Below are 15,693 nucleotides of genomic sequence, written 5' to 3'. Positions count from 1 at the left end.
GGTCAGCCGGGCTCGGCGGGCGCCGGCGCGAAGGGCGGCTTCAGCCACAGGGCGTCCTTCACCTTGGCGGCGATGAAGGCCGCGTGCGCGGCGGCGCGATCGGCGGGGACGACGATGGGGCAGGGAACCCATTCCACCTGCGCTTCGCCCCCCATCGCCGCGCGGCCGACCGCGAGCGACGCCGCGAGCTCGAAGCCCGGCTGCTTGCCGCCCATCAGTTCGAGGTAGACCTGGGCCAGCAGCGTGCAGTCCAGGATGGCGTTGTGCGAGGACCGCATGGAGTTGTCGACGCCGAGCCGCCGGCACAGCGCATCGAGGCTGTTGGGCATGCCGGGATAGCGCTGCTTCGCGAGCATCAGGCTGTCGACCATGCGGCTGCGGTCCAGCACCGGCTGGCCGCAGCGCTTCAGCTCGGCATCCAGGAAGCCGAAGTCGAAAGGCGCGTTGTGGGCAATGATCGGCGCGTCGCCGAGGAAGGCGAGCATCTCTTCCGCGATCTCGGCGAATTTCGGCTTCCCGGCCAGGTCGCCGTTGGTGAAGCCGTGCACGCGCGTCGCCTCGGCGGGAATGTCCCGTTCGGGATCCACGAGGCGATGGAAGGTGGCGCCGGTGGGCAGCAGATTGACCAGCTCGACCGCGGCGACCTCGATGACGCGGTCGCCCAGGGCGGGGTCGAGGCCGGTGGTTTCGGTGTCGAGGACGATCTGGCGCATGGCCCAAGGATAGAGCAGGGCGGCCAACCCTGCACCCGCCTCGGGCGGCGCTAGCGGAGGAGGGTCCTCACCAGGCGCTGGATCGCCGCCTGGGCAAAGTGGCGGCTGAGGCCGGTGAAGACGACGTGATCCGCGCGGCGGCGCTTCTCGCGGTCGGGCATCTGGCGCGCCCGGATGGAGGCCAGGCGCTCCTCCGTCATGCCGGGGCGGCGCAGGACCCGCATGCGCTGGACCGCGGCCGGCGCGGAAACGACCACCACCCTGTCCACACGCCCCTGCCCGCCGGTCTCGAACAGCAGGGGAATGTCGAGCGCCACCATGCGCCGGCGATCGCGCCGGGCACGGTCCAGGAAACGGCGCTCCTCGGCGCGGACCAGCGGCCAGACGATACCTTCCAGGCGCTTCATGGCCTCGGGATGGCCGAGCACGGCCCAGCGCAGCGCCTCGCGGTCCACCCGCCCGCCGGCGACGGTGCCGGGGAAGGCCGCACCGATGGGGCGGACGGCGCGACCGCCCGGGCCCTGCAGGCGATGCACCGCCGCATCCGCGTCGAACACCCGGACCCCGAGCCGCCGCAACGTCGCCGTCGCGGTCGACTTTCCCATCCCGATCCCGCCGGTCAGGCCGAGGACGATCATCGCCGCGGGATGTCCGCAGCCACCACCGCGCGCAGCGTGGCATCGACCGTCGGGGCAACGCCGAACCAGGCCTCGAAGCCCGGCCGCGCCTGGTGCAGCAGCATGCCGAGTCCATCCACCGCCCGCAGCCCGCGAGCCCGCGCCGCGGCAAGCAGCGGCGTTTCGAGCGGCACGTAGACGATGTCCGCCACCACCGCCGTCGCGCCCAGCGGCGCCAGGTCGAGTTCGAGCGGCGGCTGCCCCTGCATGCCGAGCGACGTCGTATTCACCAGCAGCGCAGCGCCGTCCAGGGGCGGCGCGGTCGCGACGTCGATCGCGCCGCCGAGGTCGCGGGCCAGGGCCTCCGCCCTGTCGCGGGACCGGTTGACGAGGGTGACGCGCGGGCAGCCGGCGTCGAGCAGCGCCGCCGCGATCGCCCGTGCCGCGCCGCCGGCGCCGAGCAGGACGGCCGGCCCGGACGCCGGCTGCCAGCCCGGCGCCTGGTCCTTCACGCTTTCGAGGAAGCCGTAGCCGTCGGTGTTCGAACCCTCGATCCGTCCGTCCCGGAAGACGAGCGTGTTGACGGCGCCGGCCCGGCGAGCGGTTGCGTCCACCACGTCGCAGACCTCGAAGGCTGCCTGCTTGTGCGGAATGGTGACGTTGGCGCCGCGGAAGCCGAGATCGGCCAGGGCGCGGACCGCCCCGGGAAAGCGATCCGGGTGCACGGGCAAGGGCAGGTAGGCGCCATCGACGCCCAGCGTGGCGAGCCACTGCCCATGCAGGCGCGGCGAGCGGGAATGCGAGACGGGCCAGCCGAGGACCCCGGCAAGGCGCGCGTGACCGGTGAGAAGGCGCATCGCCGCAGGAAGCCGCGCCGTCGCGTCGGATGCAAGCCCGGCGCCGTCTCCGCGGCGGTGCCCGCGGTCTACTCGGCCGGCATCGCCGCCGCGCCGCGCTCCTCGCGGAGCTCCGGTGCCCGCGCCCAGGCCTCGGGCTCGAGCTCCTCCTGCCGGTTCGGGAAGGCGAAGGCGCAGATCAGCGTGATCGTCGCCACCCCGGCCAGCACCAGCATCGCGACCGACAGCGAACCGGTTGCCTCGTGCAGCATGCCGATCAGGGGCGACGCGATCGCCGCACCGAGGAAGCCGATGGTGAAGCGGATGGAATAGAGCTTCGCCCGCAGCGCGGGAGCCACGTAGCGCGCGGTCATCGTCTCGTTCACCGTGACCTGGCCGAAGACGCAGGCCGCGACGAGCCCGGCCACCGGCAGCACCATCCACCCGTCGAGGAAGGCCAGCGCCGCAAGGCCCGGCACCACCGCGATGCCGAGCGGCAGGAACACGGTCTTGAGCGTGCGGCTGTCGATCATCCGCCCCACGGTGAACTGGGTCAGCCCGCCGCAGATCGTCGCGAGGAAGGCGAGCAGCCCCACCACGGGCAGGAGGTCGGGGCTGCCGGCCAGGCGTTCCTCCATCAGCTTCGGGATCAGCAGCGTGTAGGCGTTGAAGACCAGCCCCGAGACGGCGGCGATCGACAGCAGGATCACCACGGCCCGGCGGACCACGCTGCGCGGGATCTCGGGGAAGGGCTTCGCCCCGCCGCCGGCCTTCACGGCATCGAATTCCGGTTCGCGCGAATAGAACAGCCCCACGACCATGCAGGCGACGCCGGGCAGGATGAAGGCCCAGCGCCAGCCGAGCGCCGCCGCGACGAAGGCGGTCACGATCGGCGCCGTGGCGACGCCGAAATTGCCGAAGACGCCGTTGATGCCCATCGCGCGGCCGACCCGGCTGCCCGCCGCCTCCACCAGCATCGCCGTCCCGATCGGGTGATAGATCGCCGCGAAGCAGCCCATCAGTCCGAGCGCGATGCCGATCGCGATCGGGCTGTCCATGAAGCCCGCGGCCGCCATGAAGAAGCCGGTGCCGAGGAAGAAGGCGATCATCAGCGCCCGCCGGCCCACCCGGTCGGCGAGCCAGCCCATGGGGAGCGCACCGAGCCCGTAGGTCACGAACATCGCCGTGCCGAGCGAGAGGATCGGGCCGTAATCCGCACCGAAGCGGTCGCGTTCCTGGGTGACCATCGCCAGCACGGCGGTTGCCAGGATCAGCAGGCAGTAATGGGTGAAGGTGTGGGCGGCGTTGATGAACACCACCTGGCGTTGCGCCGGCGTCATGGCGGTTCCTCTACGGGCGGCTGGCGCCGCCTCCTGCCCGGAGGCTACGCTCGGCCGCATGGCGACGTCAGGCCAAATCCTGTCGGCAAACGGCCAACCGGCCGCGCCCCGACGCGACATTCCGCAGGACCGGGTCGACCGGCCCTTGGCCGGCTTCGCCCGGGACTACGCCGAAGGGGAGACGGTCCCCCGGCACACGCATGACCGGGCGCAGCTGCTCTATGCCATCACCGGCATCATGCGCGTGACGACGGATGCGGCGCTGTTCACCCTGCCGCCGGCACGGGCGCTCTGGCTGCCGGCCGGCCTGCCGCATGCCGTGGCGATGCCGCGGGGCCTCGCCATGCGGGCCTTGTTCCTGCGCGCCGACGCCGCCCATGCGGGACCGGCCCACCCGGCGGTGCTGTCGGTCTCCGCCTTGCTGCGGGAATTGATCCTCGCGGCCTGCGCCGAACCGATGGAATGGGACGAGAAGGGCCGCGGCGGGCACCTCGCCGCCCTGATCCTGGAGGAGATCGCCCGGGCACCGACCCTGCCCCTGGCCGTGCCGCAGCCCCGCGACCCGCGGCTGCGGCGGCTGGTCGCGGCGCTGGCCACCGACCCGGCAAGCCCCCAGACGCTGGAGACCTGGGCCGTCGAGATTGGGGCCTCGCCGCGAACGCTGCGCCGCCTGTTCCACGCCGAGACCGGCATGGGCTTCGCCCGCTGGCGCCAGACCCTGCGCCTGGCGGAAGCCGCCGCGATGCTCGCCAACGGCACGCCACCGGCCCGCGCGGCGGCGGCGGTCGGCTACGCCAGCGCGCCGGCTTTCGGTGCCGCCTTCCGCGCTGCCTTCGGTGCCACGCCCGGCGCGGGGCTCTGACTCGCGTTCAGATGCGGGTGACGAACTCGACGATCATCGGCTTCGTGTAGCGCGCGGCGTAGCCGGATGCGGTCATGAAGTCCCGGTACCAGGACAGGAAGGCGCCGCCGCTCTGGAAGCGGAAATGGCCGTGATTGGCATCGAAGTACCGGTAGCTCGGCACCAGCGAGGCGAAGGGTCCGCTGCCGTGCACGCGCGCATCCTTCTGGATGACCACGAGGTGCCCGCCGCCGTCGCGCTTGTAGGAGAGCCGGTAGCAGCCGTAATCGGCGTCCCTGATATGGGCGAAGACGGTGGCGGCCTCGGCATTGCTGCCGATGGCGACGGCACCATGCCCCTTCAGCCCCAGCTCGGTCATCACCGGTCCGTAGCCGAGCTGCTTGGTCAGGTTGTGCAGGCGGGTGACGCGCCAGTCGGCCTTCTCGGCCATCATGGTGCCCTTGTCGTAGGCGAGGTCGCCCCCGGCCAGCCGCGCCTTGATCCAGAGGAAGCCCAGCGCCGCGCAGTAGCCGTTGCGCACGTCGCCCCAGGGGCCGATATCCTTGTAGTTGTACTCCGGATCGCCCTGCGAGTAGCCGTATACGAGATAGCCGAGATCCTTGGCGGCCTTGGCGATCGGCGTCATGGGCATTGGCGGTTCCCCCCTTTCGCGGCGCGACCCAGGATCACCATTCCTGCACCGTTCGCAATGCGCTTGCCGCCGCCCGGGACAGGCTTCCTGAGGGCTCTGTTCCCTTGCCCGGGTGGCCCCCCGGAGGGCGGCGCCCTCCCCCGGGGACTTTCCTGTGGTGTTTCCCCCGAAACCGCGCCATACACCCGCCCTGGCTGCGCCCCAGGGGCGTGGCCGACCGCCGCGACTGCGGCGGGCTGACAGAGAAAGCCGCGGGACCCGGGATCGGACCGCCGCGGCGTTTCCGGCCACATGGGCGGCCTTCCCGTCGCGCAATCCGCGATGGGCCCACCCCATGCCGCCCGAGACGCCGAGCACACCGGCCCCTTGTCCTGGACCCCTCGGTCCCGACCTGTTCCGCCCTCCGTGTCGCACTCCGGGGTCCCAAGGGGCCTGACATGCCGCGTGGCTGCCCGCGAAGGACGGGCGGGCGCGGTTCGCCCGGCGCGAGCGACGCCGTGCACGAGAGGACGACAGATGTTCGACAAGTACTTCCGCAAGGAAATCGCCTGGGGTGGCAAGACCCTGGTGCTGGAAACCGGCAAGATCGCCCGCCAGGCCGACGGCGCCGTCGTGGCCCGCCTCGGCGACACCATCGTGCTCTGCACGGCGGTCGGCGCGCGCAGCGTGAAGCCCGGCCAGGACTTCTTCCCGCTGACCGTGAACTACCAGGAGAAGGCCTTCGCCGCGGGCAAGATCCCCGGCGGCTTCTTCAAGCGCGAGGGCCGTCCGTCGGAGTTCGAGACCCTGGTCTCGCGCCTGATCGACCGTCCGATCCGCCCGCTGTTCCCCGATGGATTCCGCAACGAGGTCCAGGTCGTCGCGACCGTGCTGTCGCATGACATGGAGAACGAGGCTGACGTCGTCGCGATGGTCGGCTGCTCCGCCGCGCTGACGCTGTCGGGCATTCCCTTCTTCGGCCCGATCGCCGGCGCGCGCGTCGGCTACGTCAACGGCCAGTACGTGCTGAACCCGACCGCCGAGGAGCGGAAGTCGAGCGCGCTCGACCTCGTCCTCGCCGGCACGGCCGAAGGCGTGCTGATGGTGGAATCCGAGGCGAGCGAGCTGACCGAGGAGGTCATGCTCGGCGCCGTCGAATTCGGCCACAAATCCTTCCAGCCGGTGATCCAGGCGATCATCGAACTGGCCGAGGTCGCCGCGAAGGAGCCCTGGGCGCTCCCCGAGGAATCCGACGCGACCAAGGCGCTGAAGGCCCGCATCGCCGAGCTCGGCCGCGCCGACATGGCGATCGCCTACACAGAGACACAGAAGCTGCTCCGCCAGGAGAAGGTCGGCGCGGTGAAGAAGGCCGTGGTCGCGGCGCTCGAGGCCGAGGGCGCCGACGTCGCGGCGGCGAAGGGCCTGCTCAAGGAGCTCGAGGCCGACGTCGTCCGCAACAACATCCTCGACACCGGCAAGCGCATCGACGGCCGCGACACGCGCACCGTGCGCCCGATCGTCGCGGAAGTGGGCGTGCTGCCGCGCGCGCACGGCTCGGCGCTGTTCACCCGTGGCGAGACGCAGGCGCTCTGCGTCGCGACGCTCGGCACCGGCCAGGACGAGCAGATCATCGATGCCCTCACGGGCGAGTACCGTGAGGACTTCATGCTGCACTACAACTTCCCGCCCTACTCGGTGAACGAGACGGGCCGCATGGGCTCCCCGGGCCGTCGCGAAGTCGGCCACGGCAAGCTGGCGTGGCGCGCGATCCATCCGCTGCTGCCGGAGAAGGAGAAGTTCCCCTACACCATCCGCGTGGTGTCCGAGATCACGGAATCCAACGGCTCCTCCTCGATGGCGACGGTCTGCGGCACCTCCCTGTCGCTGATGGATGCCGGCGTGCCGCTGAAGCGCCCCTGCGCCGGCATCGCCATGGGCCTGATCAAGGAAGACCGCGGCTTCGCGGTGCTGTCCGACATCCTGGGCGACGAGGACCACCTCGGCGACATGGACTTCAAGGTCGCGGGTACCGAGACCGGCGTGACCAGCCTGCAGATGGACATCAAGATCACGTCCATCACCTTCGAGATCATGAAGATCGCCCTGGAGCAGGCCCGCGAAGGCCGCCTGCACATCCTGGGCGAGATGGCGAAGGGCCTCACGGGCGCCCGCACGGACGTCGCCGCGACGGCGCCGCGCATCACCGTCATCAACGTGCCGAAGGACAAGATCCGCGACGTCATCGGTTCGGGCGGCAAGGTGATCCGCGAGATCACCGAGCAGACCGGCACCAAGATCGACATCGAGGACGACGGCACGATCAAGGTGGCGGCGACCTCGACCGAGGCGGCGCAGAAGGCGATCGACTGGATCCGCGGCATCGTGGCCGAACCCGAGGTCGGCGTGATCTACAACGGCAAGGTCGTGAAGACCGCCGAGTTCGGCGCCTTCGTGAACTTCCTCGGCGCCAAGGACGGCCTCGTCCACATCTCCGAGCTGGCGAACGAGCGCGTCCAGAAGACCACCGACGTCGTCAAGGAAGGCGACCAGGTGAAGGTGAAGGTCATCGGCTTCGACGACCGCGGCAAGGTGAAGCTGTCCATGCGCGTGGTCGACCAGGCCACCGGTGCGGACATCACCGAGCAGGTCGGCGCGCGGCGCCCCCGCGCCGAGGGCGAGGAGCGCGGCGAGCGCCGTGACCGCGGCGACCGCGGCCCGCGCCGCGATCGCGGCGAGCGGTCCGACCGCGGCGGCGAGGCCGCCGAGTAACCATCCGGAGCGGACCGGCCGGGGCCCTGCACAGGGGCGCCGGCCGGTGCCATATTCCTGTCACGTAGTTGCTTGGGAGCGGCCGGTCTTGAAGGCGATCAACGCGATCCGGATGGGTGGTGTGGAGGTCCTGCCGCTGGTGGAAGGCGGCAAGGGCGTCTCGGTGTCCAATGGTTCGTCCTGCGGGGCCTGGTCGGCCTCCGGCGGCGTCGGCACCTTCTCCGCGGTCAATGCGGATTCCTACGATGCGGACGGCAATCCGATCCCGCAGGTCTACCACGGCAAGACCCGCCGTGACCGGCACGAGGAACTCGTCCGCTACGCCATCGACGGCGCCATCACCCAGGCCAAGCGCGCCTGGGACGTGGCCGGCGGCAAGGGGCGGATCCACGCCAACATCCTGTGGGAGATGGGCGGCGCCGAGCGTGTCGCGCGCGGGATGCTGGAAGGGGCCAAGGGCCTGATCCACGGCATCACCTGCGGCGCGGGCATGCCCTATCGCCTGGCCGACATCGCCCGCGACTATGGGGTGCACTACTACCCCATCGTCTCCTCGGCCCGCGCCTTCAACGCGCTGTGGAAGCGCGCCTACCACAAGACGCGCGAATGGCTGGGCGGCGTGGTCTACGAGGATCCCTGGCTGGCCGGCGGCCACAACGGCCTGTCGAATTCCGAGGATCCGAAGAAGCCCGAGGATCCCTTCCCCCGCGTGCTGAAGCTGCGCCAGCAGATGCGCGAATTCGGCCTGGACGACACGCCCATCATCATGGCGGGCGGCGTCTGGTGGCTCGAGGAATGGGAGGACTGGATCGACAACCCCGACCTCGGGCCCGTCGCCTTCCAGTTCGGCACCCGCCCGCTGGTGACGAAGGAAAGCCCGATCTCGGATGCCTGGAAGCACCGGCTGATGACGCTGCAGCCCGGCGACGTGCTGCTGCAGCCCTTCTCGCCCACGGGCTTCTATTCCTCGGCCGTGCGCAACGACTTCCTCCATGAGCTCGAGGAACGCAACGAGCGCCAGGTCGCCTACACCACCGAGCCGGTCGGCGAGCACATCGCCGAATACGGCGTCGGCCCGCGGAAGCGGAAGGTGTGGCTCGCGCCGCACGACCTCGCGCGCGTGAACCAGTGGGAAGCCGAGGGCTTCGTCGAGGCGATGCGCACGCCCGACAACACGCTGATCTTCGTGACGCCCGAGAAGTCGCAGGAGATCGTGCAGGACCAGATCGACTGCATGGGCTGCCTCTCGCAGTGCCGGTTCAGCAACTGGTCGCAGCACGAACCCGAGTTCTCGAACGGCAAGAAGGCGGACCCGCGGTCCTTCTGCATCCAGAAGACGCTGCAGGACATCAGCCATGACGGCGCGCTCGAGCGGAACCTGATGTTCGCCGGGCACAACGCCTACCGCTTCGGCCAGGACCCCTTCTACTCGAACGGCTTCGTGCCGACGGTGAAGCAGCTGGTCGAGAGGATCATGACCGGTCGGTGAGCCGCGCGGCGATGACCCCTGCGCGCATCGCCGTCCTCATCCCCTGCTACAACGAGGAAGTCGCCATCCCGCGCGTGGTGGCCGACTTCCGCGCCGCGCTGCCCGGCGCCACCGTCTATGTCTACGACAACAACTCCCGCGACCGGACGCGGGAGGTCGCGGCCGCCGCCGGCGCCGTGGTCCGCCGCGAGCCCCTGCAGGGCAAGGGCAACGTCATCCGCCGCATGTTCGCCGACATCGAAGCCGACGCCTACGTCCTGGTCGACGGCGACGATACCTATGAAGCCGCGGCGGCGGCCGGCATGGTCGAGCACCTGCTGGCCGATCGTCTCGACATGGTGACGGGCCTGCGCGTGACGGATGCGGAGGCCACCGCCGCGTACCGTCCCGGCCACCGCTTCGGCAATGTCGCGCTGACGGGGATGGTCCGCTGGGTCTTCGGCGACCGCACCGGGGACATGCTTTCGGGCTACCGCGTCTTCTCCCGCCGCTTCGTGAAGTCCTTCCCTGCCCTCGCCTCCGGCTTCGAGACGGAGACCGAGTTCACCGTCCACGCCCTCGAACTGCGCCTGCCGGTGGGCGAGGTCCGCACGCGCTACAAGGAACGGCCCGACGGGTCGGTCAGCAAGCTCAGCACCTGGCGCGACGGGATGCGCATCCTGCGCACCATCCTGTTGCTCGTGCAGCGCGAACGCCCGCTCGCCTTCTTCTCGATCATCGGCGCGCTCCTGGCCGCGGCGGCGGTCGGCATCGCACTGCCGCTGATCCCCACCTACCTCGAGACCGGGCTCGTGCCGCGTTTCCCCACGGCGATCCTCGCCACCGGGCTCGGCATCCTCGCGAGCCTCGCCTTCACCTGCGGGCTCATCCTCGACAACGTCACCCGCGGCCGGCAGGAGGCGCGGCGCATGGCCTACCTCGCCATCCCGGCCTGGGAGCCGCCCGCTATTCCGCCCGCGCGCCCGACGCCCGGATGATGGGCGCGAGCCGCTGTTCCTCGGCGGCGCGGAAATCGGCCACCTGCTCGGGCGTCGTCCACCAGGCGGTGGACCCCTGGTCGAGGTATTGGCGCTTCAGGTCCTCCGCCTCCAATGCGCGGCGGGCGAAGGCGGACATCCGCTCGATCGCCGCGCGCGGCACCCCGGCCGGTCCGCACAGGCAGGTCCAGGACGACATGTCGTAGCCGGGCAAGGTCTCCGCGATCGACGGCACGTCCGGCACCACGGGGCTGCGCGCGGCCGAGGTCACGCCGAGCGCGCGGACGCGGCCTTCGCGGGCCTGCGCCAGGGCGCCGGGGATGTTGTCGAAGATCATGTGCACGCGCCCGGCGATGATGTCGGGATAGGCCGCCGCGCTGCCGCGATAGGGCACATGGGCCATGTCGACGCCGGCCTTCATCTTGAACAGCTCGCCCGAGATATGGAGTGTCGTCCCCGGCCCGGCGGATCCGTACGAATACCGTCCCGGATTGGCCTTCAGCACGGCGATCAGCTCGGCGACGCTGCGGGCCGGGATGTCGTTGTTGATCACCAGCAGGTTCGGCAGCTGCCACAGCCCGGTCACGAAGGTGAAGTCCTTGTGCGGGTCGAAGGGCAGGCGGGCATAGAGCGTGGGGGAGATCGCATGCGTCGCGATGCCGCCCATGCCGATGGTGTACCCGTCCGGTGTCGACTGCGCGATGGCGAGGTTGCCGACCACGCCGCCGGATCCGGTGCGGTTCTCGACCACGAATTGCTGGCCCGTGATCTCGGACATCTTCTGGCAGAACTGCCGCGACAGCGTGTCGGTCGGGCCGCCGGCCGCGTAGGGGCAGATGTAGCGCACGGGCCTGGACGGCCAGGCGTCCTGGGCCCCCGCGAGGCGTGGCGCGGCAAGCCCGGTCGCGGCCAGCCCCAGCATGGCGCGGCGGCCGGGCGTGAATCCTCTCATGCGGCGTTCCTCCCAAGGGGCCCCTCTGACGGGGGCCGTGGCCTGGAAGCCTAGGCGGAGGCGCGGCCCGGACGCGAGACAAACCCGCCGCGCCGCCCCGGCGGGCACCCCGCCGATTGCGCGACAGCGGAAAAGGTTCTAACCGCCGCGCCACCCGTCAGGCGCCGCGCCGCGCCGCAGCGAGAAGGTCCCGACATGTCCGACCAGCCGATTCCGCCCGCGCCGGGCGCCAATGGTGGCGCCAACATCGCCACGGGGCCCGTGGTGCTGAACCTCCAGTTCACCAAGGACCTTTCCTTCGAGGTGCCGGGCGCGCCGCAGATCTTCCTCACGCTGCGCGAGGCCCCGCAGATCGACATCGCCCTCGACGTCCAGGCCCGCCGGCTCCAGGAAGGCCAGGACACCTTCGAGATCTCCCTGAACATCCGCGCCGACGCCAAGGCCGCGGGGCAGACCGCCTTCATCGCGGAGCTGGTCTACTGCGGCATCTTCACGCTGAACGGCGTGCCGGCCGAGATGATGGAACCGATCCTGCTCGTGGAATGCCCGCGGCTGCTGTTCCCCTTCGCGCGCAACATCCTGGCCGACGTCACCCGCGACGGCGGCTTCCCGCCCGTGCTGCTGGCGCCGATCGACTTCGTGCAGCTGTGGCAGCAGCGTCGGGGCCAGCCTTCGGGCGCGCCCGTGGCGAACGCCTGAGGCGGGCGGGGGCTTGATTCCCGGCCCCCAACCGTCATCTGCGCCACATCCATGACCAAGCGCCGCATCGCCATCGTCCTGTTCAACCTGGGCGGCCCGGACCGCCCGGAAAGCGTGCGGCCCTTCCTGGTCAATCTCTTCACCGACCCGGCGATCCTGCGCGTGCCAAGCTTCGTGCGGCCCTGGCTCGGGCGGATCATCGCATGGCGGCGCACCAGGCCGGCGATGGAGAACTACGCCATCCTCGGCGGCCGGTCCCCGCTGCTGGAACTGACCGAGGAACAGGGCCGCTCGCTGGACGCCGCCCTGGCGGATGACCCGGGGGTCGAGGTCCGCTCCTTCGTCTGCATGCGGTACTGGCATCCGATGAGCGACGCCGCCGCGCGCGCGGTGAAGGACTGGGCGCCGGACGAGATCCTGCTGCTGCCGCTCTACCCGCAGTATTCCACCACCACGACCGGCAGCTCCGTTGCGGCCTGGGACGAGGCCCGCCGCAAGGCCGGCCTGTCGGTGCCGACCACCACCCTGTGCTGCTGGCATTCCGACGGCGGCTTCGCCGAGGCGACCGCCGCCCTGGTACGCGACGCCTACGCCAAGGCGCGCGCGGAACTGCCGGCCGGGACGCCGCTGCGCATCCTGTTCTCCGCGCACGGCCTGCCCGAGAGCATCGTCACCGCCGGCGACCCGTATCAGTGGCAGGTCGAGCGCAGCGTCGCCGCCGTGGTCGAACGGCTCGACATCGAGGGCCTCGACCACACCGTCTGCTACCAGTCGCGCGTGACGCCGCAGAAGTGGATCGGCCCCTCGACCGAGGAGGAGCTCGAACGCGCGGCGTACGACAAGGTCGCCCTGCTGGTCTGCCCGATCGCCTTCGTGTCCGAGCATTCCGAGACGCTGGTCGAGCTCGACGTCGAATACCGCGAGGTCGCGGAGAAGCTCGGCGTGCCCGGCTATTTCCGCGTCCCGGCGCAGAACAGCGACCCGGCCTTCATCGGCGCGCTGGCGGCGCTGGTGCGCGGCGCGCTCGGCTCGGGCCGTGCGCTGTGCTCCTTCGCCGGCGGGCGGCAATGCCCGAAGCAGCACGGCGATTGCCCGCATGCGCGCCTTGCCGCCGACGACCGCCGCGCCCGCGTGAAGGAAGTGGCGTGAGGCCACCGGCCGCCGTCCTGTTCGACTGCGACGGCGTGCTCGCGGATTCCGAGATGCTGGTGAACACCGTCGTCGCCGACCAGCTGACGGCGCTGGGCTGGCCGATGACGCCGTCGGAATCGCGGGAGGCGTTCCTCGGCCTCTCGCTGCCCGACATGGTGCCGCGCATCGAGGCGCGGGTCGGCCCGTTGCCGGACGGCTGGGCGCTCGAGATCTCGCAGCTCCTCGCGCTCGAGATGACGCGCAACACGCCGGAAGTGCCGGGTGCGGTCGCGGCGGTCCGCGCGGTCGTCGCGGCGGGCATCCCCGTGGCGGTCGCGTCGAACTCGGCGCGGGCAGAACTCGCGGCGAAGCTGCGGGCGCTGGGCCTGGCGGAGACCTTCGGCGCGCGTGTCTTCTCCTTCGAGGACGTGCCGCGGCCCAAGCCGTGGCCCGACATCTACATCGCCGCGGCGGCGTCCTGCGGTGCCGCCCCGCAGGATTGCGTGGTGATCGAGGACAGCGTCCCAGGCGTGCGCGCCGGCCGCGCGGCCGGCTGTCGCGTGCTGGGCTTCGCGCACGAGACGCCGGCCGGCGTGCTGGCCGCGCACGGCGCGGAGCCATTCGCGGCCATGGCGGAGCTGGCGGGGCTTCTCGGCCTCCGCTGACCGGAGGGGCGACGCCCCTCCGCACCATGGCCTGCGTCGGTCAGGCCCGCGCCTCGATCACCATGTTGAACGGCGTCTCTGCCGCTACGCGCACCTGGCCGAACCCGCCCTCCCGGATCACCTCCGAGATCCTGCGCGGCCCCGCCTGCGCCCCGAGCCCCGCCTGGCCCGGCTGGTTCAGCGAGGCCGGCGTGCAGATCATCGCGGAGGCCGCGTAGTAGACGCGCCCGACCGGGTTCATGTTCTCCGCCAGGGAGTTCCCCGCGCGCGGTTCGACCACCATCAGCGTGCCGTCCCCGGCGACCGCGGCCCGCAGGCTGCGTGCCGCGCCGGCCGGGTCGCCCATGTCGTGCAGGCAGTCGAACATGCAGGCGAGGTCGAAACCCTTCGCCGGCAGGTCCTGCGCCGAGGCGACCTCGAAGCGCACGCGGTCCGACAGTCCCTCCCGCGCTGCCTGTTCCCGCGCGGTGGCGACCGAGGCCGGGTGGTAGTCGAAGCCCGTGAAACGCGACTTCGGATAGGCGCGGGCCATGATCAGCGTGGAGGCGCCGTGCCCGCAGCCGACATCGGCGACCTCCGCGCCGCGTTCGAGCTTCGCGGTCACGCCGTCGAGCGCCGGCAGCCATTCCTGCACCAGGTGATGCCTGTAGCCGGGGCGGAAGAAGCGCTCTGTGCCGTGGAACAGGCAGGTGTCGCGCTCGTGCCAGCCGAGGCCCCGCCCGCTGCGGAAGCCTTCGGCGATGCGCGGTTCGTCGCGCCAGGCGCTGGCGACGACGTTGTAGCCGCCGGCGAGGAAGACCGGGCTGTCCTCGTCCGCGAAGACCATCGCCTGCTCGGGGGACAGCGAGAACATCCCGCGCGACGGGTCGAAGGTGACGTAGCCGCTCGTCGCCTGGGCTGCGAGCCATTCGCCCACCAGCCGGGCCGAACACCCGGTCGCGGCGGCGAGCCGCTGGGCATCCGTCGGCCCGAGCTCCCGCATTGCGCGGTAGAGGCCGAGCCGGTCGCCCATCATGATGGTCGCCCCCGCCATGGCCGCGCCCATGTCGGCGAGCATCTTGCCCATGAAGAGGTCGAGGGCGGTGGGTTCCGCCGGGGCCGCGGCGCTCATGACGCACCACTCCCGCCGCCGGGACCGTGAAGCCGCAGCGCCTGGTCGCGCATGGTCGTGTCTCCCATGTCCGTTCGCCTGTGGTGGCGCGCGGTGCGGGAGGGGCGCGCAAGTCCCGTCCGGGAACTGCCGGGCGGGGTGCCCGCACCCCAGCCGTCGCGCAGGCGGAACGTAGCGCGGCAGGCGCCCCGAAGGCGCGGCGAATGGGTGCGGGCGGCCTTCAACCGGGCGATGCGTGCCACGGCACCAGCTTGGCATTGCGGATCGACCCGCCGCGGCGCGATCATGCGGGCATGATGGATCGCCGCCTGCTGCTCGCCCTGCCGCTGCTGCCCCTTGCCGGGCGCGCCTATGCCGACCCACCGCCTGGCCGCGGGCAGGGGCGGGGCAACCAGGGTGGCAACCAGGGTGGCGGACAGGGCCAGGGACAGGGGCGCGGCAACCAGGGCGGGGGCCCGCCGGGCTTCGCGCCCGACACGTCCTCCCTGGTGCGCAACTGGCAGGCGGCCAATCCCGGCTGGTCGCCGCGACCGCTGCCGCCGGGCCAGATGCGGCAACTCGCGCGCGGCCGCCCGCTGCCGCCCGGCATCGCGCGGCAGCAGGTGCCGCCCGGGCTGGTGTCGCAGCTGCCGGTCCACCCGGGGTATTCCTACGCGATGATCGGCACCTCGCTGGTGCTGCTCGGCAGCAACAACCTGGTCGTCGACATCGTCGCGAATCTTTTTTGACAGCCGACAATCGAGTCGGATCAACGGGTTAGATTCGGCCGATAGAACAAGGATCGATTAGTAACATTTTGTGATTTTGGCGGCGCGAGCGACGATTCGTATTCAATGTGGAGCGGAGACACGGTGAATCTCCATGCCGTGCCCGCGCCAGTTTATCTGGCGCGTGGATTTGAGGAGATCTGGAGTCCTCGACC

15 protein-coding genes are annotated in these 15,693 nt (G+C 71.2%); 8 read left to right on the top strand and 7 right to left on the bottom strand.

The window, feature by feature from the left end; translation table 11 throughout:
* Positions 1–2: 2 nt before the first annotated feature.
* The 4 genes from dnaQ to GWK16_RS06890 form a co-directional block, all read right to left on the bottom strand.
* Positions 3–713: a DNA polymerase III subunit epsilon gene (gene dnaQ, locus GWK16_RS06905; protein ID WP_170053213.1), complete on the bottom strand. Its 711-nt coding sequence runs from the start codon at positions 711–713 to the stop codon at positions 3–5.
* Positions 714–763: 50 nt separating this feature from the next.
* On the bottom strand, positions 764–1,351 hold the full coding sequence (gene coaE, locus GWK16_RS06900) for a dephospho-CoA kinase (protein WP_170053212.1): 588 nt from the start codon (positions 1,349–1,351) through the stop codon (positions 764–766).
* Positions 1,348–2,187, bottom strand: a complete 840-nt coding sequence (locus tag GWK16_RS06895) for a shikimate dehydrogenase (RefSeq protein ID WP_170053211.1) — start codon at positions 2,185–2,187, stop codon at positions 1,348–1,350. Before GWK16_RS06895 ends, coaE begins: the two co-directional genes overlap by 4 nt.
* A gap of 68 nt (positions 2,188–2,255) precedes the next feature.
* The gene (locus GWK16_RS06890) at positions 2,256–3,506 is read right to left on the bottom strand and encodes an MFS transporter (RefSeq protein ID WP_170053210.1); all 1,251 of its coding nucleotides are present in this window, start codon (positions 3,504–3,506) and stop codon (positions 2,256–2,258) included.
* Positions 3,507–3,651: 145 nt separating this feature from the next.
* On the opposite strand from GWK16_RS06890, the gene GWK16_RS06885 reads away from it, so the two are divergent.
* Positions 3,652–4,368, top strand: a complete 717-nt coding sequence (locus GWK16_RS06885) for an AraC family transcriptional regulator (protein WP_248291205.1) — start codon at positions 3,652–3,654, stop codon at positions 4,366–4,368.
* Between the two features lie 7 nt (positions 4,369–4,375).
* Here GWK16_RS06885 and GWK16_RS06880 read toward each other — a convergent pair whose 3' ends face one another.
* Positions 4,376–4,999 carry a hypothetical protein gene (locus GWK16_RS06880; protein WP_170053208.1) on the bottom strand — a complete coding sequence of 208 codons (624 nt, stop codon included), beginning with the start codon at positions 4,997–4,999 and terminating at the stop codon, positions 4,376–4,378.
* Between the two features lie 516 nt (positions 5,000–5,515).
* Between GWK16_RS06880 and pnp the strand changes: the two genes are divergently transcribed.
* The 3 genes from pnp (at position 5,516) to GWK16_RS06865 (ending at position 10,213) form a co-directional block, all read left to right on the top strand.
* Positions 5,516–7,747 (top strand): polyribonucleotide nucleotidyltransferase, encoded by a 2,232-nt coding sequence (gene pnp / locus GWK16_RS06875; protein WP_170053207.1) that lies wholly within the window; start codon positions 5,516–5,518, stop codon positions 7,745–7,747.
* 88 nt (positions 7,748–7,835) lie between these two features.
* On the top strand, positions 7,836–9,236 hold the full coding sequence (locus GWK16_RS06870; protein WP_170053206.1) for an NAD(P)H-dependent flavin oxidoreductase: 1,401 nt from the start codon (positions 7,836–7,838) through the stop codon (positions 9,234–9,236).
* Between the two features lie 11 nt (positions 9,237–9,247).
* On the top strand, positions 9,248–10,213 hold the full coding sequence (locus GWK16_RS06865; protein WP_170053205.1) for a glycosyltransferase family 2 protein: 966 nt from the start codon (positions 9,248–9,250) through the stop codon (positions 10,211–10,213).
* On the opposite strand, the gene GWK16_RS06860 is transcribed toward GWK16_RS06865, so the two are convergent.
* Positions 10,182–11,165 carry a Bug family tripartite tricarboxylate transporter substrate binding protein gene (locus tag GWK16_RS06860; RefSeq protein WP_170053204.1) on the bottom strand — a complete coding sequence of 328 codons (984 nt, stop codon included), beginning with the start codon at positions 11,163–11,165 and terminating at the stop codon, positions 10,182–10,184. The genes GWK16_RS06865 and GWK16_RS06860 overlap by 32 nt on opposite strands.
* A gap of 195 nt (positions 11,166–11,360) precedes the next feature.
* Between GWK16_RS06860 and secB the strand changes: the two genes are divergently transcribed.
* The 3 genes from secB to GWK16_RS06845 are packed head-to-tail and all read left to right on the top strand — an operon-like array spanning position 11,361 to position 13,660.
* Positions 11,361–11,864: a protein-export chaperone SecB gene (gene secB, locus GWK16_RS06855; RefSeq protein WP_170053203.1), complete on the top strand. Its 504-nt coding sequence runs from the start codon at positions 11,361–11,363 to the stop codon at positions 11,862–11,864.
* Between the two features lie 51 nt (positions 11,865–11,915).
* Positions 11,916–13,013 (top strand): ferrochelatase, encoded by a 1,098-nt coding sequence (gene hemH / locus GWK16_RS06850; RefSeq protein WP_170053202.1) that lies wholly within the window; start codon positions 11,916–11,918, stop codon positions 13,011–13,013.
* Positions 13,010–13,660 (top strand): HAD family hydrolase, encoded by a 651-nt coding sequence (locus tag GWK16_RS06845; RefSeq protein ID WP_338144424.1) that lies wholly within the window; start codon positions 13,010–13,012, stop codon positions 13,658–13,660. Before hemH ends, GWK16_RS06845 begins: the two co-directional genes overlap by 4 nt.
* A gap of 40 nt (positions 13,661–13,700) precedes the next feature.
* Here the strand turns inward: GWK16_RS06845 and GWK16_RS06840 are convergent, their stop codons facing one another.
* The gene (locus tag GWK16_RS06840; protein WP_170053200.1) at positions 13,701–14,771 is read right to left on the bottom strand and encodes a methyltransferase domain-containing protein; all 1,071 of its coding nucleotides are present in this window, start codon (positions 14,769–14,771) and stop codon (positions 13,701–13,703) included.
* 293 nt (positions 14,772–15,064) lie between these two features.
* Here GWK16_RS06840 and GWK16_RS06835 point away from each other — a divergent pair, with 293 nt between their 5' ends.
* A complete protein-coding gene (locus GWK16_RS06835) occupies positions 15,065–15,499 on the top strand; it encodes an anti-virulence regulator CigR family protein (protein ID WP_170053199.1) in 435 nt (144 codons plus the stop codon).
* Positions 15,500–15,693 lie beyond the last annotated feature (194 nt).

The organism is Neoroseomonas marina (genome assembly GCF_012927745.1).
Taxonomy (GTDB): domain Bacteria; phylum Pseudomonadota; class Alphaproteobacteria; order Acetobacterales; family Acetobacteraceae; genus Neoroseomonas; species Neoroseomonas marina.
This window is presented reverse-complemented; position numbering and strand designations above follow the sequence as displayed.